A 20,094-nucleotide genomic window follows, 5' to 3' on the forward strand; every position below is an offset into this window, starting at 1 on the left:
GCTGTATGAAATTGCTTGTTGCCAACAATCGCGGCCGGTCCGGGTGACTGTAGGGTTGGCCTATTTCATACAGTGTCACCATAATTGACAGTCCCTCCCCACCGCAATTACGCCCTCCTCCCGGTAGAGGAACCTGGGGGTGATGAGGTTTCCCGTCTTGAAGCCGCCCTCCGCCGAGGCTCGGGCCCTGGCGGGGTTGGGCTCGGTGTTGCTGGATGCGGCGCTGGCGGGCGTGCTGCTGTTCATGGTCGTCGATCGGACGGCGCCGCCGCAGGACCTTTTCTGGAAGCCCTTCTCCCTCGACCAGCCCCTCGGCCTGGCGACGTCGGGCAAGTTGGCGCGGATCGCGGCCGACCCGGCGCGGTGCCGGGCCGCCCTGGCGGCGGGTGAGGTCGCCTTCGCGCAGGCGCCGGCAAGACGCGACGGCTTCTGCTCGGTCCTCGACGCCGGCGCGGTGGGCGGCGCTGGACTGTCGCCCGCCGGTCCGGTGATGACCTGCAAGGAGACCCTGGCCTTCACGCTCTGGAACCGGCAGGTGCTGCGCCCGGCGGCGAAGGCGATCCTGGGCGCCGAGATCGCGGCCATCGACCACTACGGGACCTATGCCTGCCGCCGCGTCTATGGCCAGAGCGCGGGCCGGGTCAGCGAACATGCCCACGCCAACGCCTTCGATTTCGCCGGTGTTCGGCTAAGCGACGGCCGCCGGGTGACCGTCGCCTCCCACTTCCGCGACGAGGGCCCGCGGGGCCGCTTCCTGCGGGCGGTGCGCAACGGAGCATGCGGGGTGTTCCGGGTCACGCTGAGCCCGGACTACAACGCCGCCCACCGCGATCACCTGCACCTGGACATGGGGCCCTTCCGGACCTGCCGGTGATGCCCTCGGCGCAACGGTGACGCGGGACCGCGGGCGATGTTGTGGCTGGGGATTGCGGTTGAGGTGGGTGGTGCGCGCTGGAACAGATGCGCGGCCGCGACCGCCTAGGCCGCTGCGTCGGTTTCGGCGATCTTTTCGATGGCGGCGCGGAGCTTTTCGCCGACGGCGGCGGCCTTCACCTTCAGCTCCGCATTGTCGATGGCCTGCATGGAGGCGACGGGATCGATGGCGGCCACTTCGCAGCGGCCGTCGGCAAGCTGTTGCACCACGACGTTGCAGGGCAGCATGGCGCCGACCTTGTCTTCCAGTTCCAGCGCCTCGAAGGCCATGCGCGGATTGCAGGCCCCCAGGATGGTGTAGGGCCGGAAGTCCTCGCCGATCTTGGTCTTCAGAGTCTGCTGAACGTCGATCTCGGTGATGACGCCGAAGCCCTCGTCCGCCAGAGCCGCGCGGGTCGCCGCAATTGCGTCCGCGAACGGCGCACGCAGCGTTCTGCTGAAATAGTAGCCCATCTCAAGTCTCCTGCTCGTCGAGTGACTCTACCAACCCGCGCGAGCCGCCAGGGTTGCCAGATGGCGTGCAGCCCGCGCGATCCCGGCTTTTCATAACCCCGTCTTGGCGTAAATCTGGGTTGGGGTTGGCAACCAAACAGGGTGGGAGGGCTTTTGGGTTATTGCGCCCGCCCCTGTCCTGGCTTGTCGCGACAGTGTTTTAAGAGAGCGTGCCACCATCGAAGGTCCCCCTTTTCTGAACGGCGGCGGCGAACTGGGCGCCGCGATGCGGCGCCATGATTGGGCCGACATCTGGGGTGACCGCGACGCCTTCCCCAGCGTTGCCGGTCAGGGATTCTATCAGTTGCTGGACGAGGTCTACGCCACCGGCGAGACCTATCAGGCGCACGGGGCGGAGGTGCGCTACCGGCGTGAGCCCGAGGCCCCCGAGGAGATTCGCCATCTCGACTTCATCTATGCGCCGATCACCGATGAGGCCGGGGCGGTCACGGGCATTTTCTGCGACGGCTACGATGTCACGACGCGTCGCCACGCCGACGAGGAACTTCGCCGTCTGAATGCGGAACTCGAGCGCCGGGTCATCGAGCGCCCGCAGGCGCGCGGCGTCACCTGGCAGGTCAGCCCAGACCTGCTGGGCGCCCTGAGTTCCGAGGGCTATTTCGAAACCTCCAATCCGGCCTGTCAGAGCATGCTCGGCATGACCAGCCTGGCGCTTCGGGTGCGCGAGATCATCGAGACCTAGCCATGACGTCACGTTGAGCAACGTCGAGGGCCCTGACCGCCCGCAATTCCCATCCGAGCCGGTGGACGCTGTGGTCACGCCCGTGCAGCGGTTCATCCACACCGAGGTGTCCGGCGGACTGATCCTGTTGCTGGCCACCGCCGTGGCGATGTTCGCCGCCAATTCGAACCTTGCCTCCAGCTACCAGGCCCTCTGGCAGGTCAACATCGGCCTGCGGATCGACGGCTTCGTCTTCGAACATTCCCTGCGTCACTGGATAAACGACGGCCTGGTCACGCTGTTCTTCTTTGTGGTCGGGCTTGAGATCAAGCGGGAGCTTGTGCTGGGCGAGCTCAGCGTCCCGGGCGCCTTGGTCCTTCCCGCGGTGGCGGCGGCGGGCGGCATGATCGTGCCGGCGGCGCTCTATCTCGCCCTGGCGTCAGGCCCCGGGGCCTCGGCCGGCTGGGGGTCGGTGATGGCCACCGACATCGCCTTTGTCGTGGGTTGCATGGCCCTGCTGGGCCGCCGGATTCCCCATAGCCTCTACATCTTCATGCTGTCGCTCGCGATCATCGATGACATCGGCGCGATCCTGGTGATCGCGGTGGGCTACAGCCGCGACATCGACTTCCTGGCCCTGGGCCTGGGGGGCGGTGGTCTGGTGACCGTCGCCTTGATGCGCTGGCTGGGGGTCCGCGCTCAGCTCGCCTATTGGGCCGTCGGGGTGCTGACCTGGCTGGCGGTCTATGAGTCCGGCGTCCACCCCACCGTGGTCGGCGTGGCCCTGGGACTGATGACGCCGGCCAGACCGTGGGTGGACGAGGCGCGGTTCGACAGCTTCCTGGATTGGGGACGAAAGGCCGAGCAGCCTGAAGGTCCTGCCAACGCCAAGCCCGAAGTCGTCCATCAACGGCTCGCCCGCGCCGCCAAGGAAAGCCTCTCGGCTCAGCAACAGCTGGAGGCCCTGCTGCACCCGTGGACCGCCTTCCTGGTGCTGCCCCTGTTCGCCCTGGCCAATGCCGGGATCGCGGTCTCGGCCACAACGGGCCTGGATTCCATCGCCCTGGCGACGGCCGTCGGCCTGGCGGTCGGCAAGCCCCTGGGCATCGTGGCCTTCACCTGGCTCGCGGTGGTTCTCAAGGTCGGCGCCAAGCCGCGCGATGTCACCTGGCCCATGTTGCTGGGCGCAGGCATGCTGGCCGGGATCGGCTTCACCATGGCGCTGTTCGTGGCCCAGATCGCCTTCCAGGACGCCGCCCTGAATTCGGCCAAGCTCGGGGTTCTGGCAGGGTCGGTGGTATCGGCGATCGCGGGTCTGGGGCTGCTGTTCGTGGTGGGCAGGACTGCGGCGGGGGCCCGTCACGGCGCGGCGGAAGACTCTCCCAGATAGCGGCTGACCCAGGCCGATATGACCGCCGAGACGTAGAGAGAGTCGGCCTTGCGGGTCAGCAGATGATCGGCGTCGTCCAGCGACACGAAGCTCTTCGGATGCCGGGCGGCGCCGAAGATCGCGGTGGCGCTGTCGATCGAGACCACCTCGTCGGTCGGAGCGTGCAGGACCAGCAGGGCTCGCTTGAGATCGGCGATGCGCGCCGCCTGATCCTGCGAGCAGACGTCGCGAACAAAGTCCGCGCCGAGCTCGAATTTCCGCCCGCTGATCGTCACGGGCACGCGCGTCCCCGGCGCCGCATCGCTGAGGCTGGGTCCCAGGTGGGTCAAGACGTGGTCGGCGGCGAAGGGCGCGCCGATGACGGCGACGGCCTTGACGCTCGAGACGTCCGACGCCGCGGCGAGCACCGCGGCGCCGCCGAAGCTGTGGCCCACCAGGAGTTGAGGGCTCATGCCTTCCCTCTGCATCGCGCGCGCGGCGGAGACGACATCCTGGGTGTCGGCCGAAAGCCCCCCGCCAAAGCGGCCATCGCTTTCTCCCAGGCCGGTGAAATCGAAGCGAAGGACGCCGATTCCGGACGCCGCCAAGGCCCGGCTCACGCGGGTCGCCGCCAGGGACGCCTTGCCGCAGGTGAAGCAGTGGGCGAAGACGGCCCAGCCCCGCACTGGACCTTTTCGCGCCTCCAGCACGCCCGAAAGCTGTCGCCCGGCGGCGTTCTCGAAGTCAAACTTGCGGCTGGCCATGGATCCGGCGCCCCAACCGCAGCTCAGGGTTTCGGAGGGGCGGGGTCGGGGCCGTCCTCCTTACGGGTCGATGGCGGATCGTCGACCGTCGCGCCGCCTTCATTGACCCAGCGATTGAGGTTTCGCGTCTTTGGGTCGCTCGTGGGCGCAACGCCCTTGGGTGCGTCTGGCTTGGCTGAGGTGTCGCGCGACATGGCAGTCTCCATTCCGCCGCCGAGGCGGCGCCTATCATTGTTAATCGTGGAAGGTGTCCGTCGCGGCCTCGGGAACCGGATAACGGGACGGGCTGCGGCAAGCGCCGGTATCAAGGGCGATGGGAAGTCTTGCTTCGCCGGTCAGCGACGCCGGAAGCAGCCAGGCCTTCGCCTCTCCGCCCTTCGCCAGGATGTCCGCGACGGCGCATTGGGCGGAGGCTCTGGCGTCCTCTTCCTTCAGATAGTCGCCATAGAACCTGTCGTCCTTCGTGACCGTCCAGACGCTGGCGCTTCGCGCGACCAGAAAGGTGATGTCCGAGGCTCTCCCACCACTCAAGGGCGTCAGGGAGACCGTGTCAAAGGCAGCGTTCATTTCAATTCATTCTCCAAAGTGAGGTGGCGCGCCGACGGACCGTCCTTCGAAAACCTACGGCCCCAGGGGCGCGGCGGTGATCGCTTCAACCCCCTCCTGAGTGGGCGGGGTGAGGCCCATCGCGCTGGCGACGCGGACATCCCAGCCGTAGACGTCAGGCCGGAAGGTCACGGCGCCATCATCGTCGACCAAGGCGGTCAGATAGATCAGGCGGACCGGGATCGCCGCGCCAAGCGGCACGACACCGGTCTGTCCGGAGGCCAGGATGCGGTCGAAACGGGCGCCATTCCCACGGCTGGCGGCGAGCCGGCGCGCGAAGTCCACCGCGTCCTTGACCCTGACGCAGCCGTGACTGAGATGACGCTGACTGCGCGAGAACACCCCCTTCGACGGGGTGTCGTGCAGATAGATCGCGTGACGGTTCTGCATGTCGAACTTCACCTCGCCCAGCGCCGCCCACGGACCGGGCGACTGGATGATCCGCCCCCCCACCCGTCGCATGTGGTTGCGGGCCAGGTAGCCCGGACCTTTCGGCGTGATCTCGCGGCGCGCGATGGAGGCGGGCACGTACCAGGGCGGATTGACGACAAGCTGTTCGAAGCTGGCCTGGAGCTGGGGCGTCTCGTGTCCCGGACGGCCGGGAACCACGATGGTCGTCCAGGCGACCTGGCCGTCGACGACATAGCTGAGGGTGGAGGCGGCGGTGTTGACGTCGATACGGGTTGGCGGCGGCGCCCGCTGCAGCCATCGCAGCCGCTCAAGATTGACCGCCAGACGCCGCGCCTTGTCGCGCGGAGAGGCGTTCAGCAGGGCAAGGGTGTTTGGGCCGACGACGCCGTCCTCCGCCAGCCCCCGGGCGCGCTGGTAGATCTTGAGCAGATCCGCGTCCGCCTGGGTCCAGACATTGGCCTGATCGGGCGCGGCGGCCGGTGTCTGGCGTTCGCGGCCCAGGGCTGCGACGATCGCGGGGCGCCGGGCATCGATATCTCCGAGCCGGATCAGGGGGCCCGAGGGGATCGGGGCCGGTTCGGATTGGCCTGAGCGTCCGACCATCTCCAGATAGGCTGCGGAGAGCGCCAGATAGTGCGGACCCTGCGGCGCAAGGCTGCTGAACCAGGACGCCAACCGCTCCCCCGCCAAGGCGCCTTTCAGGCCCTCGACCAGGTCGGGCTCATCTCGCGCGAGCGTGTAGATGTCGAAGAGATCGGTAGGGTCGACCAGGCCCGTCGCCAGCGCCTTGGCGTAGGCCAGGGCCGTCCGGCTGAGATTCAGGTCGCGGTCAGCCGCAGAGTTGGAGCCGTCGATCACGGCAAGATAGGGCTGGGGGTCAAGTCCGTGAGCGCTGGCGCCGCCCAGGCTGCTCCGCAGGGCAGCCGCCGTCCGGGCCGACCAGAGCGTGCCGCCCTGCGCGCCATAGAGCCGCTGCAGGGCGCTGCTCGCCGAGCCCAGATCGACCTGGCTCGCACCTATATCCCCGAGGCCATGCCTCACACCGGATGCTTGGGCAAAGGCGCGAGCGCCGAGGGCTGTCAGAGACAGACCGACACCGAGGAGGACGGTTCTGCGGGAGGACGAGCGCCCTGGCCGACCCATGGGGATTGGCCCGTCCTACCAGTACGGCTTAGCGCCCAGCGGGGTGTAGTAGGTGTGGAACGCATCGCGGTTCATGGTGTCGTCCCAGCCGCTGAGCTCCGAAACGTCGAGCTTCGGGGCGAGGGTCAGGAACTCCTGGGTGATGTCCACGACGTAGCCGCCAACATCGGTGTCATAGTCCAGGACTGACCATGGCAGCGGCTGGTGCTTGTCCCCCATGCCGAGGAACCCCCCGAAGCTCAGGATCGCGTAGGCGACCTTGCCGGTACGCTTGTCGATGGCGATGTCTTCGATCTTGCCGATCTTTTCCTTGGCCTGATTGTAGACTTCCGCGCCGTTCACCCGCTGGGCGGGGATCAGGGGGTGCGCCATCTCGGCGTCGTCCACAGGCTTGGCCATTGCTTGGGTCGTCATGTTCTTGTCCTTTGTGATCTGTCGGGCACGTCAGACAGATGGCGTATTCCATCGATGTCGCTTCCCGCATTGAGTAAAACGAGAGCGGTCGACAAGCGATTTGGTTGCGGCTTGCAGAATGACAAACGCGTTATTACCGAAGTCGGCCGACGGATTATCTCAGAGAAACTGAAACGCGCGCGATTTTCACCGCAGAGTGCGATCACATCATTTGGGGTATCTAAAGTATAACTTTGGCCCTCGACCCATGAGACGCGAGGGATGACCTGCGCCCGCCAGCGTCGGCGCAATTCTAGATTGAACCCCTGAACCAACGCCCCAAGTATTGGCCGAGGCGATTCCTTCGAGCTCCTAGATTTCCACTGGACACCCGGTCCGATGTGGAGAAAGGATGGATGGCGTTAATATTGGTTCGGCGGTGACTTTAGTCCAACGCCTGCTTCTTGCGTCCGCTTTCCTGTCACCTGTCGAGATGATGATGAGTATTTCCAAACGAGGAATGCTTCAGGCATTCGCGAGCGTTTTTCTGGCCACATCGGCCCTGCACAGCCCGGCCCTGGCGGCCGACCCACCGCGGGCGCCCTTCACGGGGCTCAAGAAGACCATCGCCGTCGACACCTTCCAGGCCACCGACGCGGTCGGCGGGACCGTGACGGCCGACGGCATGACCGCCATGCTGACCGAGGCCCTGGCCAATGATGGCCGCTTCGTCGTCGTCGAGCGGCCGGGGCTGGCCAGCGTGCAGGCTGAGCAGGCTCTGGCTGGCGTCAAGCCGGAGACCGCGGCGGCGGGCGGCGGGCTGATCGGGGCCAGCGCCATCATCCGAGGGGCGGTGACCAAGTACGAGGCCAACGCCGGGGGCAGTTCCATGTCGCTCGGCGGCCCGATGGGCTCGATGCTGGCCGGCCGGGCCGGGCTGAAGAGTCAGAAGGCGGTGATGGAAATCTCCCTGCGGATGATCGACACCAGCACGGGTCAGGTGATCTCCACATCCAAGGCCCAGGGAACGGCCAGATCGTCGAGCGCCGACGCCGGGGTGATCAATCCCTTCTCCGGCGCCACGGCCGGCGCCGGGGCCTTTCACAACACCCCGATCGGCCAGGCCGGGGAGGATGCGATCGCCAAGGCTGTCGAGATGATCGCGGCCGGCATGCACAACATCCCCTGGTCAGCCCAGGTGGTCAGCGCCGACGGCGGCCGCGTCTATGTCAACGCCGGCGCCGACCGCAATGTCCAGGCCGGCACGGTCCTGACCGTCTATCGCCAGGGCAAGGTGCTCACCGACCCCTCCACCGGCGCGGTGCTCGACGTCGAGGTGGAGCGCATCGGCACGGTGCGGATCGACGCCGTGCGCGAGCGCCTGTCGACGGCCAGCGTGGTCAGCGGCGGGGCTCCGGCCCGGGCCGACCTGTTGAAACTGGACTAGGCACGATGACCATCATGATCTCCAGACACACCACCCTGGGCGCCGCCTGCGCCGCCCTGGCCCTCTTGGCCGCGCCCCAGGCCGGGGCGGCCCAGGGCGATCCGATTCCGGGCCGTGACATCGTCCTGGAGGGAGACCCTGGCGCGATCACGGTCGCCAGGGCGGTGACCGACGCAAAGGGCGCGGTGACCTTCCGCAACCTCAAGGCCGGGCGTTATGTCGTCGTCATGCCCAACACCTCCGGGCTGCCAGGCCCGGCCCGCCTGCGGATCAGCGCCGACGTCACCACCCTGCGGGTGCAGAACTACCTGTTCAACAACACCAGCGGTCAGGGCGGCAAGGCCTACGCCATCGACGAGGCCGGCAAGCGGCTGGTGATCCCGATGGCCAGGGACGGCGGACGGATTAGCCTGGAGCTGTCGATCTTCGACCGCTGGGGAAACCAGAAGCGATGACGCCGCAGGAGACCAGAGAATGAAATCCTCGATCCTCGCCGCCCTGGGCGCGCTGGCCCTGGCCAGCCTCGCCTCCGCAGCCTTGGCCGCCGAGGCCTCCAACCGCGACCACATCGACCAGGACGCCCAGAGAGGCGTCGGCAAGCCGGTGGTGGTCGATGTGCGCGACGGCGCCGGTCGGCTCGCGCGGTCCGCCATCACCGACCGCAACGGGGCTTTCACCCTCAAGGACCTGCAGCCCGGTCCCTATCAGGTGACCCTGTCTGGCGAGGGCATGACGCGGGCGACCGTCAACAGCAGCGGCGGGACCATCGCGGCCGAGCGGTCGTTTGTCGTCTTCCAGATCGGCGTCCTGCCGCCCGGCGGCCGGGCCGAGCCGGTGGCGACCGAGCGTCTCCCCCTGCCCGGCAAGTCGGCGGCCCCGGGCGTCACCTTCAAGCTGCTCCTGCCCCCGCCGTCGAGCGGCCCGGTCAACGGCATCGGCGGCCAGGGCGGCGGCCGCTACACCTTCAAGCCCGGCCAAGCCTTCACCTATCAGGGCCTGGTGACCTTCGCTCCTCGCTAGATCGCCACCGAACTGCCGCATCGATGAAAGGATCCGCATCATGAACAAGACCGCCCTCATCCTGGCCGGCGCCCTGACCTTCGACCTCGGTGTCCTGGTCGTCGGCGTCCAGGCGGCGGAGGCGCCCAAGAGCGCCGACGCGGCCCCCGGCCTCACGGTTCGCAAGGCCGGTGAAAAGCCCATAGAACACCTGAAGATCAAGATGGAGAACGTGCTCATCTCCGGCTACGCGATCGACCGGTCCGCCGTCGCCAAGACCGGCTGCGAACTGAAGCACGGCAAGGTCATCGACGTCGCCGGCTCCCCGATCTGCCAACTCTCCTCCACACCCCTCGCCAGATGACCCGCGCCCCGGCGCAACCTTCACAAGGATCCGCATCATGAAAACACCCGCCCTCATCCTGGCCGGCGCCCTGGTCTTCGATCTCGGCGTGGTCGTCGTCGGCGCCCAGGCGGCGGAAGCGCCGAAGCCGAGCGCGCCGAAGGCCGATGGGACCAGCCTCAACTTTTCCAAGGTCGAGATCGACTACATCTACATCAAGTTTGATACGGTGAACTCACGCCAAGCCTGCGCGCACAAGAGCGGCAAGGTGGTGGACGTCAAGGGCATCCCCATGTGCCAGCTGCCGAAGACGGCCGCGCCGGGCGGCCGCTAGGTCAGAGCGTCAAAGCCCCTGGCCGTGACCACCCAGGACAAGTATCCGCCGATGGCGCCGGTACGGCTGTCGGCGGGAGACCCTGACCAGGGTCCGCTGGCGACCGGCGCCGCCACCCTGGTGCTGGGGGGCGAGCCGGTGGCCTTCGAACTGACCGTCCCCGCCGGACCTGTCGCGGTGGAGGATGTGCTGCCGATCTTCCAGGGCCTCAGCAGTTTGCTGGCGGCGCGGGCGGCGGCCAAGGCCACGGCGGCTGGCCGATCGGTGTCCTGCCAGGCAGGTTGCGGCGCCTGTTGTCGTCAGCTGGTGCCGATCGCCCCGGCCGAGGCCCGGGCCCTGGCGCGGGTGGTGGACGCCATGCCCGAGCCGCGGCAAAGCGAGGTGCGGGCGCGCTTTGACGCCGCCGTGGCGACCGTGTCGGCGACCGACCTGTTCGAAGGCATGACCGAGCCGGACGTGCGCCGGATCAATGCCGGCCGCGACTATTTCAAGCTGGGGGTCCCCTGCCCGTTTCTGGTGGACGAGGCCTGTTCGATCCATCCCGACCGGCCGCTGTCCTGTCGCGAATACCTGGTGATCTCGTCCCCCGACCACTGCCGCGCCCTGTCGGCCGAGGGCATTGAAAAACTGGTCCTGGAGGGCGACCCGTCCCTGGCCGTGCTCAAGTCCGACCTGCGCGACGGCTGGCTGCCGCTGATCCATGCCTTGGTCTTCGACCAGTCCGCCCCGCCCTCGCCGAGGGATCGGACGGGACCGGAGATTCTGGCCGATGTTCTGGGGCGGCTGTAGGCCACCACGCCTTACGGGATCAGCAGCACGCGCCCCACAGCCTGGCGGCTTTCGATGAAGGCGTGGGCTTGGGCGGCCTGGGCCAGGGGGAAGCTGCGGTCGATCTGGACCTGGTAGTCGCCGGCGGCGATGGCGGCCATGTACTCGCCCACCATCTGGCGCACGCGGCTGGTCCCCATCTCCAGGCCTAGCCCCAAGCCCATGAGGGCGCGGTTGCCCGCCATCAGGGAGCGGACGTCGATCTTCATGTCCTCCCGCGCCGTGACGCCGATGAAGGTGGCGCGGCCCTTCCAGCCGAGGACCGCGACGCACTGCTGCAGGGAGCGGCCACCGTTGCCGTCCAGGGTGACATCGCAGCCCTTGCCGTCGGTCAGGCGCATGACCTGCGCCACCACGTCGGCGGTGGACGAGTTGATCCCGTGGTCGAGGCCGAGCGGATAGAGCGCGGCCAGGCGCTCGTCGGAGGAGGCGGTGGCGATGACGCGGGCGCCGGCCCGCTTGGCGATCTGGATTGCGGCCACGCCGACGCCGCCGGCGCCCGACTGGATGAAGGCGGTGTCACCGGCCTTCAGCTGGCCGTAGTGGCTCAGGCAGTTGTCGGCGGTGCCGAAGGGGATGGGGATGGTGGCGGCGACCTTGAGGTCGAGGCCCTCGGGGACCTTCCAGGCGGTGCGGCCGCTGACCGCCCGCAGTTCGGCGTGGGAGCCGTGGGTCCCGGTCACCGCGACCTTGTCGCCGACCGCGAAGTCGCCGGCCTCGGGGCCGACCCACAACACCTCGCCCGCCGACTGGTAGCCGACGATGTGGTCCCGCTCGGTCGCCTGCGCATAGGCGCGGTTGGTGAGGTCGCCGCCTTCGATACTGATGGCTTCATTGCGGATCAGGATCTCGTTCGGCTTGGGCGTCGGATCGGCGACCTCGATGTAGCGAAAAACCTCCGGAGGACCGCCCCTGCTGTAAACCGCCGCCTTCATCGCCTGTCTCCGCTGTCCGCCACCGCCGACTCGCGCGGGCGTACCTAGGCATAGAGAAACGGTGACGGCTTGCCGAGCCTTGGGCGGACATAACGGGATACAGGAACATCGGGAGCGATACCCGGGACAGGAGCCTGCGGCCCCGTCCCGCGCGTCGCTTCATCGCCGCTAGTCCACCGCGTCAGTCGGGGTCAGGTAGGCGGCGAAGACGAAGCCGTCCAGCAGGCCGTCGTCGTCGAGATCCACCAGGGCCCACTCACCGCCCGCGCCCGAGAAGGCGGTGACCGTCAGCTCGGTTCCGGCCTTCAACAGGACGCTGTGGGTGAAGTTTTCGCCAGGGCCGCCACGCAGCTTCAGGCCGTTGCGGGCGATCACGGTGTTGCGGCCGATCCGCGCCTTGGCGATGGCAGCGGCGGCGGGCGGCTGACCCCACCCCTTGGCGGCGGCCACCTTTAGCCAGGCCGGGGCGTTCACGGCCTTGCCGCCCGCGCCCCAGACCAGCTTGGTCCCGAACCCAACATGGATGGTCTTGGTGCCCATATAGGCCGCCCCGGCGCCAATGCCGGTGGCCCCCAGGCTGGCGGCGGCGGTGACGAAGGCTTCGAACCGCTGGCGCTGGACGTCGAAGTCCAGGACGTCGCCGCGGTCCAGCAACTGGATGTCGGCGGCCTCGCCATTGTCATGACGGGTGGAGCCGGTCCGCCGCGCGTTCGGCGCGCCCAGGGAATCCTGGCCGCCCGAGGTCACCGACACCTTGTCGATTCCCGACGCTTCGGCGGCGTCGGTCAGCAGCCGTTCAAGCTGTGGCTTGAGCTTCTTGTTCCGGGTCTTACCCGCGTTGTTGTAGACCAGCGTCGCCATTTCGAGCCCCCATGACCGAGCCGAAGGCTAGCGTGCGGGATGTTGATACGCAATCTGAAGCTGCGAACCGAGGCCTGCACGGCGAGATGCTGGGTCAGGTCGAGCGAGCGGCGGTGGGGTCGAAATAGTCGATGCTGCCCGGCTCCAGCGGGATCAGGCATTCCGAGCAGACCAGGGTCGGGCGGAAGGTGTGGCCACAGGCCTTATGGCGGCGGCCGAGAGGCTTCGAGGTGGGGGTCGGCAGCCAGGCGTCGCCCCACTGGGCCATCATCATCAGCACGTGCCCAAGGGCCCTGGCCTTGTCGGTGGGCAGGTAGTCGAAGCGTTCGGGGCGGGCCTGGTAGGCCTTGCGCTCCAGGACCCCGGACTCCACCAGGTTGGTCAGCCGCCGCGACACCATTTCCCGGCTGCAGCCAAGGCGGGCCTGGAAGCCGTCGAACCGGGTGACGCCGCGCAGGGCGTCGCGCAGGATCAGGGCGCTCCAGCGGTCGCCGATCACCGACAGGGTCCGCGCGATTGGGCAGTCATCGAACGCAAGCTCATCCCACCGCATGGGCTTTTCCTCCGTTTCCGAGGGGGCGGTCAAGACGCGCGTTGACCCCGCTGGAAACGCCTCCCATTGTGAGTACAAAAAGTAGACTCGTAAATGGGGAGGCGATCATGGTCCGTCAGAAACCAACCGCGTTGAGACGGCTTTCGGCAGCGTCGTGCCTCGCCCTGGCCTGCGTCGTCGCGACGCCAGTCCTGGCCCAGACGCAGGCGCCGGCCGGGCGCGGCGAGACCTCCGAGGCCGGCGCGACCTTCCCCGCCGCCTTTTTCGCTCAGTACAACCCGGTGACGGCGGCCGACATGGTGGCCCGCGTGCCGGGGTTCGAACTTCGCGATGGCGATGACCGCCGGGGTTTCGCGGCGACCGCGGGCAACCTGCTGGTCAATGGCGAGCGGCCCAGTTCGAAGACCGCACCCTCCGAACTGCTGAAGCGCATCCCGGCCGGCAGCGTGCTGCGGATCGAACTGCTGTCGGGCAGCAACGCCGCCATCGATATCCGCGGGCAGTCCCAGGTGGTCAATGTGGTGGTGAACCAGGCGGCGCGGGCCGACGCCGGCACGACCTTTGTCGCCGGCCTGCGGCACATCCAGTACTCCAACCGCATCGGCTGGGCCCTGCAGGCCTCACGCACCGTGTCGCTGGGACCCAAGGCCGTGCTGGCCCTGGACATCCAGGCGCCCAACACCCTGGGTCGCGGGGTGGTCCGCGAGCGCCTGAGCAGCGGCACAGGCGTCCATACCGGGTCGCGCTATCAGGTGAGCCAGGCGGAAAACCGCAGCCTCCAGGGATCGGCCGGCCTGCGCTGGCGGCCCACGCCGGCGGACTCGGTCAATCTCAACCTGCAATATGTTCCGGTCTGGAACGGGTCGGAGTCGGTTCAGCTGGAGACCGCCGCCAACGGGGCCTTGCGCAGTTCCCTGGCCGGCACGATCGAGTACCAGAACAACTATTCGGCCGAGTTCGGCGGCGACTGGGAACACCGGTTCGGCCAGACGCTGACCGTCAAGCTGATCGGACTGGTGTCGCGCACCAGCGTCGACCAGCTCGACAGCTTCGACATCTTCACCGCGCCCGCCAGCCAGACGCTGCGGACCCAGGACCGCTCGACCCTGACCGGCGAGCGGATCGGCCGGGTGCAGGTCAAGTGGAACGCCAGCGACGCCCATACCGTGGAGTTCGGCGGCGAGGGCGCCTTCAATTTCCGCGACACCTCGCTGGACATCATCAACCAGCCGCAAGGCGGTCCCCCGGTTCGCGTGCCGCTGGCGGTGGCCAACGCGCGGGTCGAGGAGCTGCGGGGCGAGGTCTACGCCACCGACATCTGGGCCCTGACCCCCAAGCTGTCGGTGGAGACCGGGGCCAATTTCGAGGTGTCGCGGATCACCCAGACCGGCGATCAGAGCAAGGAGCGGAGCTTCAGCTATCTGAAGCCGCATCTGACGGCGACCTATGAGGTTGATCCTCGCACCACCGTGCGGCTGATCCTGCAGCGCGATGTGGCCCAGCTCGATTTCGCGGAGTTCAGCAGCGCGGTGGACTTCCTGAACACCTCCACCATCCAGGGCAATCCCGACCTGGTTCCGGAACGGGCCTGGAAGTCGCGGCTGGAGCTGGAACGCCGCTTCGACAGGAAGGCGGCGCTGACGCTCGCGGTCTTCGCCGACTGGGTTGAGGACGTCCACGACCTGGTCGTGGTGGGCGGCCTGGACGCCTACGGGAACATCGGCGCCGGCACGCGGGCCGGGGTTGAGGCCCGGGCGACCATCCCGCTGGCCCAGGTGGGCCTGCCCAACGCCGAACTGCGGGTCAGCGGCCTCTATCAGCAGACCCGGGTGACCGATCCCATCACCAGGGAACGCCGGTCGTTCTCCATCCCCCTGGAGCGTCAAGGGACCCCTACCGGCTCGGCCACGCTGAACGCCGGCAACAAGGACTGGGCCTATCTGGTGAACTTCCGCCAGAACCTGCCCGACATCTCGGCGGCCTGGGGCGCGACGCTCTTCCAATGGGCCGGGCGCGAGGAATACCGGAAGGCCGAGATCATCGCGTATGTCCGCGAGAAACCCCGGCTCGACCTGTTCTTCGAGACCACGGCGATCAAGCCGGTGACCGTCCGGCTGTTTGTGAACAACATCCTGGTCGCCTCCGAAGCGCGCACCCGGACCTTCTTCCAGACCGATCGCGCCTCGGGCGTGGTGCAGCGGGTGGAAGACCGGACGTCACTGGGCGGCCCCGAAGGGTCGCGGACGGTGGGCTTCGTGGTGTCGGGAAGGTTCTGACCGGGCCGATCCAGAGTCGGATATTGGCTTGGCGGCCGAAAGCTGACAGTTCTCTTGCGATTGAAACCGCGCCATCCATTTCAAGGATCCCTCATGAAGTTTGACGACGTCATCCTCGGTCGCCGAAGCATCCGCGGTTACAAGCCCGATCCCGTTCCCAAGGCGCTGATCGAGGAAATCATCGGCCTGGCGATGCGCGCGCCGTCGTCGATGAACACCCAGCCGTGGAATTTCTACATCATCACCGGCGAGCCGCTGGACAAGATCCGCGCCGGCAACACCGAGCGCATGGTGGCCGGGGTGCCGCAGTCGCGGGAGTTCCGCCAGGGCCAGGCCTTCGCCGGCCAGCACCGCGACCGCCAGGTGGGCGTGGCCAAGCAGCTGTTCGCCGCCATGGGCATCGCCCGCGACGACAAGGACATGCGCCAGGACTGGGTGCTGCGCGGCTTCCGGCAGTTCGACGCGCCGGTCTGCGTGATCGTGACCTATGACAAGGTGCTGGACGGCAGCGACGACACCCCCTTCGACTGCGGCGCGGTGACCACCGCCCTGGTCAACGCGGCCTGGTCGCGCGGCCTGGGCGCGGTGATCAACAGCCAGGGCATCATGCAGTCGCCGGTGGTTCGCGAGCATGCCGGTATCGCCGAGGATCAGGTGATCATGAAGTCCATCGCGCTGGGCTGGCCCGACGACGACTTCCCGGCCAATGCGGTGGTGTCGGAACGCAAGGCGGTGGCCGAGGCGACGGTGTTTGTGGGCTTCGGTGACTAGCTCGAGCAGCAGGTATGGGCTGGGGCGTCGTCGTATTCGTCGTGCAGGCGGACCCAGTTCATGGGGCCTTCGCCCTCGTTGCGCCCCTTCGGCGTGAGGTCGAGCCAGTTGAAGGCGCCCAGCAGGGTCTCTGAGGCGCGCGCGTACTGGGAATAGGTGTGGAAGACGGCGCCGGCCTCATCCCTGGCGAAGACGCTGAGGCCGTGGAGGTCGCCCGCCCAGCCCGGCGTGGTCCCATAATTGTAGTCCGCCCGGCCGGCCGCCACCTGTTCGGGGGTGTAGAAGACGCCATAGTCGGCGTTGAAACTGGTCGCCCCAGACGAGGCCCAGTCGAAGGTCCAGCCCATCCGACGCTTGACGGCGGCGATCTCGTCCAGGGGTGCGCGGGAGATGGCGGTGAAGGTCAGGTCGCCGTGCTCGAAGTGGCGGCGGGCGGCGTCGACGTGGTCGCACAGGAAGCTGCAGCCGGGGCAGAGATGGTCCGAGCCCGGCGCCAGCATGAAGTGATAGACCGCCAGCTGGGAGCGGCCGTCGAACAGCTCGGCCAGGCGCCTGGGGCCGGCCGGGGTGTCGAACACATAGTCGGTCTCCACCGCCACCCACGGCAGAGCGCGGCGCTGGGCGGCCACGGCGTCGCGGTGACGGGTCAGCTCGCGCTCGCGGGCGAGCAGGTCGAGGCGCTGGGTCAGCCAGGCGTCTCTGCTGACAATGGCGGGCGTGACGGATTCTGCTCTCATCGTGGGGCTCCGGTGATCCTCTGCTCCAAGGACGTCCGAGGTCGCGGGTTCCCGACAACGGGCAGGCGAGGCCGGAGTCCCACACCTGGCGGGCGGCGGCCAGGGTCGCCTCCGACAGGTCCGTGAGGCCCTCAGGCCCGGCCGCCAGGCGCATGGACCCGGCCTGGGGCAGCATGACGATAGCCGCCCGGCCCGCCAAGGCTGCGGCCTGGTCGGCCAGCACCCGCGCGGCCTCGACCGGAGTGGCGGCCGCCGACAGCCGGCGGCTGGCCTCGAACAGGGCTTCCAGGTGTCCGGCCCGCCGCGCGGCCCGGTGGGCCTAATCCCGGGCCCGGCCGGCCAGCCATCCGGTGGAGAGGGCCACGGCGAAGAAGACCACGAAGGTGAGCAGATCGCCGGGGCGCTCGATCGCCAGTGTCAGCCGCGGGCTGAGGAAGAAGAAATTGTAGCTGAGGGCGGCGGCGCAGGCGGCGAGCAGGGCGGGGCCGAGCCCGAAGCCCAGGGCGCAGAGCAGCACGCCGAGCAGGAACAGCATTGCGAGGTCCGCGCCGTTGAGGCGGCCGGCGGCCAGATGGCCCGCCAGGTTGGCGGCGGCCACCAGCCCCATGGCGGCGGAGTAGCGCAGGACGAGCCTGACACGCGCTGCGGCTGCGGTTGGAGGATCACGCGCCATGGTGTCGGACGGCCTGCACGCCGAGACCCTACCCGCCTGCGGAACGCGTGGCCACGGGAGCCTACTCCTCCACGCAGCCGCCCGGATCGCGGCAGGGCCAGACCCGGCGTTCAAGGTGATAGAAGACCCGCTGGCCCTGGATCGACTCGACCCGGAGCTGGACCTCGCTGCGGACGGTCTCGGGGAAGACGCTGCCGGGGTCCTGGACCTGGCCTGGCCTGACCGAGAACCGCACCTCGGTGGCTTGCGGCGTCGAGGTGTCCAGGTCGCGGGCGTTGCGGCGTTCCCGATAGACGAAGTCCGCGCCGCCATTGCCCACCCCCACCAGGCGGATGGAAGCCTCCTCCCACGACCGGGGATCGGCCCGCAGGCTGAGAGAGACGCTGCTGACGCGCCGAGGGGACGGACAGCGGCCAAGCGTCCAGGTGAGGGCGGCGCGCCAGGGCGCTTCCACCGGGGCGCAGGCGAAGGGCGGCGGGGTGTCCGGCCGCCGGCCGGCGCCGTGAAAATAGGTTACGGGGGCATAGTAGCGGACGCCGCGCAGCTCGCCGATGGACCGCCAGTCGCCGATTCGCCGCTCAACGGCCTCGCCGGTGGCTGGGACGTGGCCCGCCAAGGTGACGTCGCCCAGGCTCCAGGCATAGATCTCGTGCCCCCGCAGCCAGACGAGGTCGCCGGGGTCCGCCCAACGGACGATGCTCTGGGAATAGCCGTCCTGGAACTCGCGCGGATAGACGGTGGTCAGCATCGAGGTCTGCGGAACCACCGTCGAACAGCCCGCCAGCAGGCCGGTCAGGATCAGGGTGAGCGCACGGACCGGCATGAGGATCAGCGCCTCAGTTCCAGATCGCCGGCTTGCGCGCCGCCCAGGGCAGTTCCTTTTCCAGTTGGCCGGCCAGGCGGTAGAGGGTGGCCTCGTCGGCGAAGCGGGCGGTGAACATCATGCCGATGGGCAGGCCTGACTCCGATTGCCAGAGCGGCAGGGACAGGGACGGCTGGCCGGTGAAGTTGGCCGGGGGCGTCGTGGCGTAGGTGGCGCTCTGGCGCTTGTCGAAGTCCTTGGGATCCAGCGCCGGGTCCAGCCAGTCCACACGGGGCGGCGGGGTGCTCATGGTGGGCGTCAGGAAGACGTCGAAGGCCTCATAGGCGGCCAGGATCTGGCGGTTGAGGAGGCGCAGCTGCTGGAAGCCCCAGAAGGCCTGCTGGCCGGTGATGCGTTTGCCGGCCTCGTAGCCGCGCCGGGCGAGCGGTCCCAGCTCGTCGTCGCCAGGCTCGCGGCCCAGACGCTCGATCCAGCGCAGAACATTGGCCGAGAAGTTGGAGGCGCTGGCCAGGGACTGGGCGCGGTAGAGGCTGCGGTAGTCGATGCCCAGGCCCTGTTCGAACACCTCGTGGCCCAGGTGCTTGAGGGCGTCCACAGTGCGGGCCATGGCGGCTGTCATCTCCGGGTCGATCTCACGGCCGTTGGGGGTCTCCAGGGACCAGGCGATGCGAAGCTTGCCGGGTGAGCGCTCCACGTCGGCGAGATAGGGGCCGTCCTTGGCCGGGGCCTGGAAGGGGTCGCCCGCCTGGGCATAGCCGGTGGCGTCCAGCATGGCGGCGCTGTCGCGCACCGTGCGGCTGACCACGTGGTGGACGGAGAAACCCAACGCGCCGTCGGAGACCTCGCAGATCGGGGTGCGGTCGCGGGTGATCTTCATCCCCACCAGGCCGCAGCAGGCCGCCGGGATGCGGATCGAGCCCAGGCCGTCGCTGGCGTGGGCCAGGGGCACGATGCCCGCCGCCACCGCCGAGGCCGCGCCGCCCGAGGAGCCGCCGGAGATGTGATCGGGGTTCCAGGGATTGCGGCAGGCGCCCAGCTTGTCGGAATTGGTGACGCCGGGAATACCGAACTCCGGCGTGTTGGTCTTGCCCACCAGCACGACGCCTGTGGCGCGGTAGCGTCTGACCAGCTCGCTGTCGGCGTCGTCAGACGGGACCTGGGCGAAGTGGCTGCCCGAGGTGCGGGGCCAGCCCTGGACCTGGGCGCCGAGGTCCTTGATCAGGAACGGCACACCGCGGAACGGACCGTCAGGCAAGGCCGCCGACGCCGTGGCGCGGGCCTCGTCATAGGCCTTGTGGACCACGGCGTTCAGCGTGCCGTTGTGGCGCTCGATCCGATCGATGGCGGCGTCGGTCAGCTCGGCTGGGGTGATGTCGCCGCTGGCCACCAGGGCGGCGAGGCCCAGGCCGTCATAGTCGGCGTATTCCTTGAAGGCCATGGTCGCGCTCCGTGCCTGATCAGCGATCAGGTTGGGCGAAAAGCGAAGGGAGCGACAGGCCTAACTTGCGCCGGCCTTGAGCCAGGACGCGTCGCGCGGATCGAAGGTTGTCATGTCGGTCTGGGACAGGGTGATGAGTTGCGGAGTCGGCGGCTCGGAGGTCTCCTCCGGGCCGGGCCGAAGCGCCGCGCCGCTGGCGGCGCCCACGCAGGTGGCGGAGGCCAGGGCGGCGAGCCAGAGTCGAAGGCTGAGACGTGCGGGCAGGGTCATGGGGGGTGACCGG

General features: G+C 68.5%; 24 protein-coding genes. 11 read left to right on the plus strand and 13 right to left on the minus strand.

Going from position 1 to position 20,094, the window contains the following annotated elements:
* Positions 1–142 precede the first annotated feature (142 nt).
* Positions 143–874, plus strand: coding sequence for an extensin family protein (locus AAC997_RS00755; RefSeq protein ID WP_340643783.1), 732 nt, complete (start codon positions 143–145; stop codon positions 872–874).
* A 104-nt stretch (positions 875–978) separates the two neighbouring features.
* Here AAC997_RS00755 and AAC997_RS00760 read toward each other — a convergent pair whose 3' ends face one another.
* Entirely contained in the window at positions 979–1,386 is a 408-nt protein-coding gene (locus AAC997_RS00760; RefSeq protein ID WP_340643784.1) for a DUF302 domain-containing protein, read from the minus strand.
* A gap of 265 nt (positions 1,387–1,651) precedes the next feature.
* Here AAC997_RS00760 and AAC997_RS00765 point away from each other — a divergent pair, with 265 nt between their 5' ends.
* Positions 1,652–2,128, plus strand: a complete 477-nt coding sequence (locus AAC997_RS00765; RefSeq protein ID WP_340643785.1) for a PAS domain-containing protein — start codon at positions 1,652–1,654, stop codon at positions 2,126–2,128.
* 13 nt (positions 2,129–2,141) lie between these two features.
* On the plus strand, positions 2,142–3,497 hold the full coding sequence (gene nhaA / locus AAC997_RS00770; RefSeq protein ID WP_340643786.1) for a Na+/H+ antiporter NhaA: 1,356 nt from the start codon (positions 2,142–2,144) through the stop codon (positions 3,495–3,497).
* Here the strand turns inward: nhaA and AAC997_RS00775 are convergent.
* The 4 genes from AAC997_RS00775 to AAC997_RS00790 form a co-directional block, all read right to left on the minus strand.
* Positions 3,467–4,240: an alpha/beta hydrolase gene (locus AAC997_RS00775; protein ID WP_340643787.1), complete on the minus strand. Its 774-nt coding sequence runs from the start codon at positions 4,238–4,240 to the stop codon at positions 3,467–3,469. The two genes, nhaA and AAC997_RS00775, sit on opposite strands and share 31 nt — an antisense overlap.
* A gap of 234 nt (positions 4,241–4,474) precedes the next feature.
* Complete coding sequence (locus AAC997_RS00780; protein ID WP_340643788.1) at positions 4,475–4,807, minus strand: hypothetical protein; 333 nt, start codon at positions 4,805–4,807, stop codon at positions 4,475–4,477.
* A gap of 54 nt (positions 4,808–4,861) precedes the next feature.
* Positions 4,862–6,298 (minus strand): L,D-transpeptidase family protein, encoded by a 1,437-nt coding sequence (locus AAC997_RS00785; RefSeq protein ID WP_340643789.1) that lies wholly within the window; start codon positions 6,296–6,298, stop codon positions 4,862–4,864.
* A 117-nt stretch (positions 6,299–6,415) separates the two neighbouring features.
* Positions 6,416–6,814, minus strand: a complete 399-nt coding sequence (locus AAC997_RS00790) for a PRC-barrel domain-containing protein (RefSeq protein WP_340643790.1) — start codon at positions 6,812–6,814, stop codon at positions 6,416–6,418.
* 499 nt (positions 6,815–7,313) lie between these two features.
* Between AAC997_RS00790 and AAC997_RS00795 the strand changes: the two genes are divergently transcribed.
* From AAC997_RS00795 to AAC997_RS00820, 6 genes are read left to right on the plus strand one after another with little or no spacing between them, the layout of a single operon-like run.
* The gene (locus tag AAC997_RS00795; RefSeq protein WP_340643791.1) at positions 7,314–8,240 is read left to right on the plus strand and encodes a CsgG/HfaB family protein; all 927 of its coding nucleotides are present in this window, start codon (positions 7,314–7,316) and stop codon (positions 8,238–8,240) included.
* A 5-nt stretch (positions 8,241–8,245) separates the two neighbouring features.
* Positions 8,246–8,695: a carboxypeptidase-like regulatory domain-containing protein gene (locus AAC997_RS00800; RefSeq protein WP_340643792.1), complete on the plus strand. Its 450-nt coding sequence runs from the start codon at positions 8,246–8,248 to the stop codon at positions 8,693–8,695.
* 19 nt (positions 8,696–8,714) lie between these two features.
* Entirely contained in the window at positions 8,715–9,260 is a 546-nt protein-coding gene (locus AAC997_RS00805; protein WP_340643793.1) for a carboxypeptidase-like regulatory domain-containing protein, read from the plus strand.
* A gap of 40 nt (positions 9,261–9,300) precedes the next feature.
* Entirely contained in the window at positions 9,301–9,603 is a 303-nt protein-coding gene (locus AAC997_RS00810) for a hypothetical protein (protein ID WP_340643794.1), read from the plus strand.
* 37 nt (positions 9,604–9,640) lie between these two features.
* On the plus strand, positions 9,641–9,916 hold the full coding sequence (locus tag AAC997_RS00815) for a hypothetical protein (protein WP_340643795.1): 276 nt from the start codon (positions 9,641–9,643) through the stop codon (positions 9,914–9,916).
* A 24-nt stretch (positions 9,917–9,940) separates the two neighbouring features.
* Entirely contained in the window at positions 9,941–10,705 is a 765-nt protein-coding gene (locus AAC997_RS00820) for a YkgJ family cysteine cluster protein (protein WP_340643796.1), read from the plus strand.
* Positions 10,706–10,716: 11 nt separating this feature from the next.
* Here AAC997_RS00820 and AAC997_RS00825 read toward each other — a convergent pair whose 3' ends face one another.
* From AAC997_RS00825 to AAC997_RS00835, 3 genes are all read right to left on the minus strand, one after another.
* A complete protein-coding gene (locus tag AAC997_RS00825) occupies positions 10,717–11,679 on the minus strand; it encodes a zinc-binding alcohol dehydrogenase family protein (RefSeq protein WP_340643797.1) in 963 nt (320 codons plus the stop codon).
* Between the two features lie 168 nt (positions 11,680–11,847).
* Positions 11,848–12,540 carry a hypothetical protein gene (locus AAC997_RS00830; protein WP_340643798.1) on the minus strand — a complete coding sequence of 231 codons (693 nt, stop codon included), beginning with the start codon at positions 12,538–12,540 and terminating at the stop codon, positions 11,848–11,850.
* A 94-nt stretch (positions 12,541–12,634) separates the two neighbouring features.
* Positions 12,635–13,093 carry a helix-turn-helix domain-containing protein gene (locus tag AAC997_RS00835; protein ID WP_340643799.1) on the minus strand — a complete coding sequence of 153 codons (459 nt, stop codon included), beginning with the start codon at positions 13,091–13,093 and terminating at the stop codon, positions 12,635–12,637.
* A 107-nt stretch (positions 13,094–13,200) separates the two neighbouring features.
* On the opposite strand from AAC997_RS00835, the gene AAC997_RS00840 reads away from it, so the two are divergent.
* The gene (locus AAC997_RS00840) at positions 13,201–15,369 is read left to right on the plus strand and encodes a TonB-dependent receptor (protein WP_340643800.1); all 2,169 of its coding nucleotides are present in this window, start codon (positions 13,201–13,203) and stop codon (positions 15,367–15,369) included.
* A gap of 93 nt (positions 15,370–15,462) precedes the next feature.
* Positions 15,463–16,140 (plus strand): nitroreductase, encoded by a 678-nt coding sequence (locus tag AAC997_RS00845; RefSeq protein ID WP_340643801.1) that lies wholly within the window; start codon positions 15,463–15,465, stop codon positions 16,138–16,140.
* Here AAC997_RS00845 and AAC997_RS00850 read toward each other — a convergent pair.
* The 5 genes from AAC997_RS00850 to AAC997_RS00870 form a co-directional block, all read right to left on the minus strand.
* Positions 16,137–16,877, minus strand: coding sequence for a thioredoxin family protein (locus AAC997_RS00850; protein ID WP_340643802.1), 741 nt, complete (start codon positions 16,875–16,877; stop codon positions 16,137–16,139). The genes AAC997_RS00845 and AAC997_RS00850 overlap by 4 nt on opposite strands.
* A 319-nt stretch (positions 16,878–17,196) precedes the next feature.
* Positions 17,197–17,550 (minus strand): DUF4118 domain-containing protein, encoded by a 354-nt coding sequence (locus tag AAC997_RS00855; RefSeq protein WP_340643803.1) that lies wholly within the window; start codon positions 17,548–17,550, stop codon positions 17,197–17,199.
* A 61-nt stretch (positions 17,551–17,611) separates the two neighbouring features.
* A complete protein-coding gene (locus tag AAC997_RS00860; protein ID WP_340643804.1) occupies positions 17,612–18,373 on the minus strand; it encodes a hypothetical protein in 762 nt (253 codons plus the stop codon).
* Between the two features lie 13 nt (positions 18,374–18,386).
* A complete protein-coding gene (locus AAC997_RS00865; RefSeq protein ID WP_340643805.1) occupies positions 18,387–19,811 on the minus strand; it encodes an amidase family protein in 1,425 nt (474 codons plus the stop codon).
* A gap of 60 nt (positions 19,812–19,871) precedes the next feature.
* A complete protein-coding gene (locus AAC997_RS00870; RefSeq protein WP_340643806.1) occupies positions 19,872–20,081 on the minus strand; it encodes a hypothetical protein in 210 nt (69 codons plus the stop codon).
* Positions 20,082–20,094: the final 13 nt, after the last annotated feature.

Source organism: Phenylobacterium sp., assembly GCF_037968635.1.
Taxonomy (GTDB): Bacteria; Pseudomonadota; Alphaproteobacteria; order Caulobacterales; family Caulobacteraceae; genus Phenylobacterium.

Coding starts and splice junctions, on each gene's coding strand:
- AAC997_RS00845 (WP_340643801.1), top strand. CDS start 15,463: ATGAAGTTTGACGACGTCATCCTCGGTCGCCGAAGCATCCGCGGTTAC.
- AAC997_RS00810 (WP_340643794.1), top strand. CDS start 9,301: ATGAACAAGACCGCCCTCATCCTGGCCGGCGCCCTGACCTTCGACCTC.
- AAC997_RS00815 (WP_340643795.1), top strand. CDS start 9,641: ATGAAAACACCCGCCCTCATCCTGGCCGGCGCCCTGGTCTTCGATCTC.
- AAC997_RS00765 (WP_340643785.1), top strand. CDS start 1,652: ATGCGGCGCCATGATTGGGCCGACATCTGGGGTGACCGCGACGCCTTC.
- AAC997_RS00840 (WP_340643800.1), top strand. CDS start 13,201: ATGGTCCGTCAGAAACCAACCGCGTTGAGACGGCTTTCGGCAGCGTCG.
- AAC997_RS00800 (WP_340643792.1), top strand. CDS start 8,246: ATGACCATCATGATCTCCAGACACACCACCCTGGGCGCCGCCTGCGCC.
- AAC997_RS00855 (WP_340643803.1), bottom strand. CDS start 17,550: ATGGCGCGTGATCCTCCAACCGCAGCCGCAGCGCGTGTCAGGCTCGTC.
- AAC997_RS00780 (WP_340643788.1), bottom strand. CDS start 4,807: ATGAACGCTGCCTTTGACACGGTCTCCCTGACGCCCTTGAGTGGTGGG.
- AAC997_RS00830 (WP_340643798.1), bottom strand. CDS start 12,540: ATGGCGACGCTGGTCTACAACAACGCGGGTAAGACCCGGAACAAGAAG.
- AAC997_RS00860 (WP_340643804.1), bottom strand. CDS start 18,373: ATGCCGGTCCGTGCGCTCACCCTGATCCTGACCGGCCTGCTGGCGGGC.
- AAC997_RS00795 (WP_340643791.1), top strand. CDS start 7,314: ATGCTTCAGGCATTCGCGAGCGTTTTTCTGGCCACATCGGCCCTGCAC.
- AAC997_RS00790 (WP_340643790.1), bottom strand. CDS start 6,814: ATGACGACCCAAGCAATGGCCAAGCCTGTGGACGACGCCGAGATGGCG.
- AAC997_RS00835 (WP_340643799.1), bottom strand. CDS start 13,093: ATGCGGTGGGATGAGCTTGCGTTCGATGACTGCCCAATCGCGCGGACC.
- AAC997_RS00825 (WP_340643797.1), bottom strand. CDS start 11,679: ATGAAGGCGGCGGTTTACAGCAGGGGCGGTCCTCCGGAGGTTTTTCGC.
- AAC997_RS00760 (WP_340643784.1), bottom strand. CDS start 1,386: ATGGGCTACTATTTCAGCAGAACGCTGCGTGCGCCGTTCGCGGACGCA.
- AAC997_RS00755 (WP_340643783.1), top strand. CDS start 143: ATGAGGTTTCCCGTCTTGAAGCCGCCCTCCGCCGAGGCTCGGGCCCTG.
- AAC997_RS00870 (WP_340643806.1), bottom strand. CDS start 20,081: ATGACCCTGCCCGCACGTCTCAGCCTTCGACTCTGGCTCGCCGCCCTG.
- AAC997_RS00775 (WP_340643787.1), bottom strand. CDS start 4,240: ATGGCCAGCCGCAAGTTTGACTTCGAGAACGCCGCCGGGCGACAGCTT.
- AAC997_RS00805 (WP_340643793.1), top strand. CDS start 8,715: ATGAAATCCTCGATCCTCGCCGCCCTGGGCGCGCTGGCCCTGGCCAGC.
- AAC997_RS00865 (WP_340643805.1), bottom strand. CDS start 19,811: ATGGCCTTCAAGGAATACGCCGACTATGACGGCCTGGGCCTCGCCGCC.
- AAC997_RS00850 (WP_340643802.1), bottom strand. CDS start 16,877: ATGAGAGCAGAATCCGTCACGCCCGCCATTGTCAGCAGAGACGCCTGG.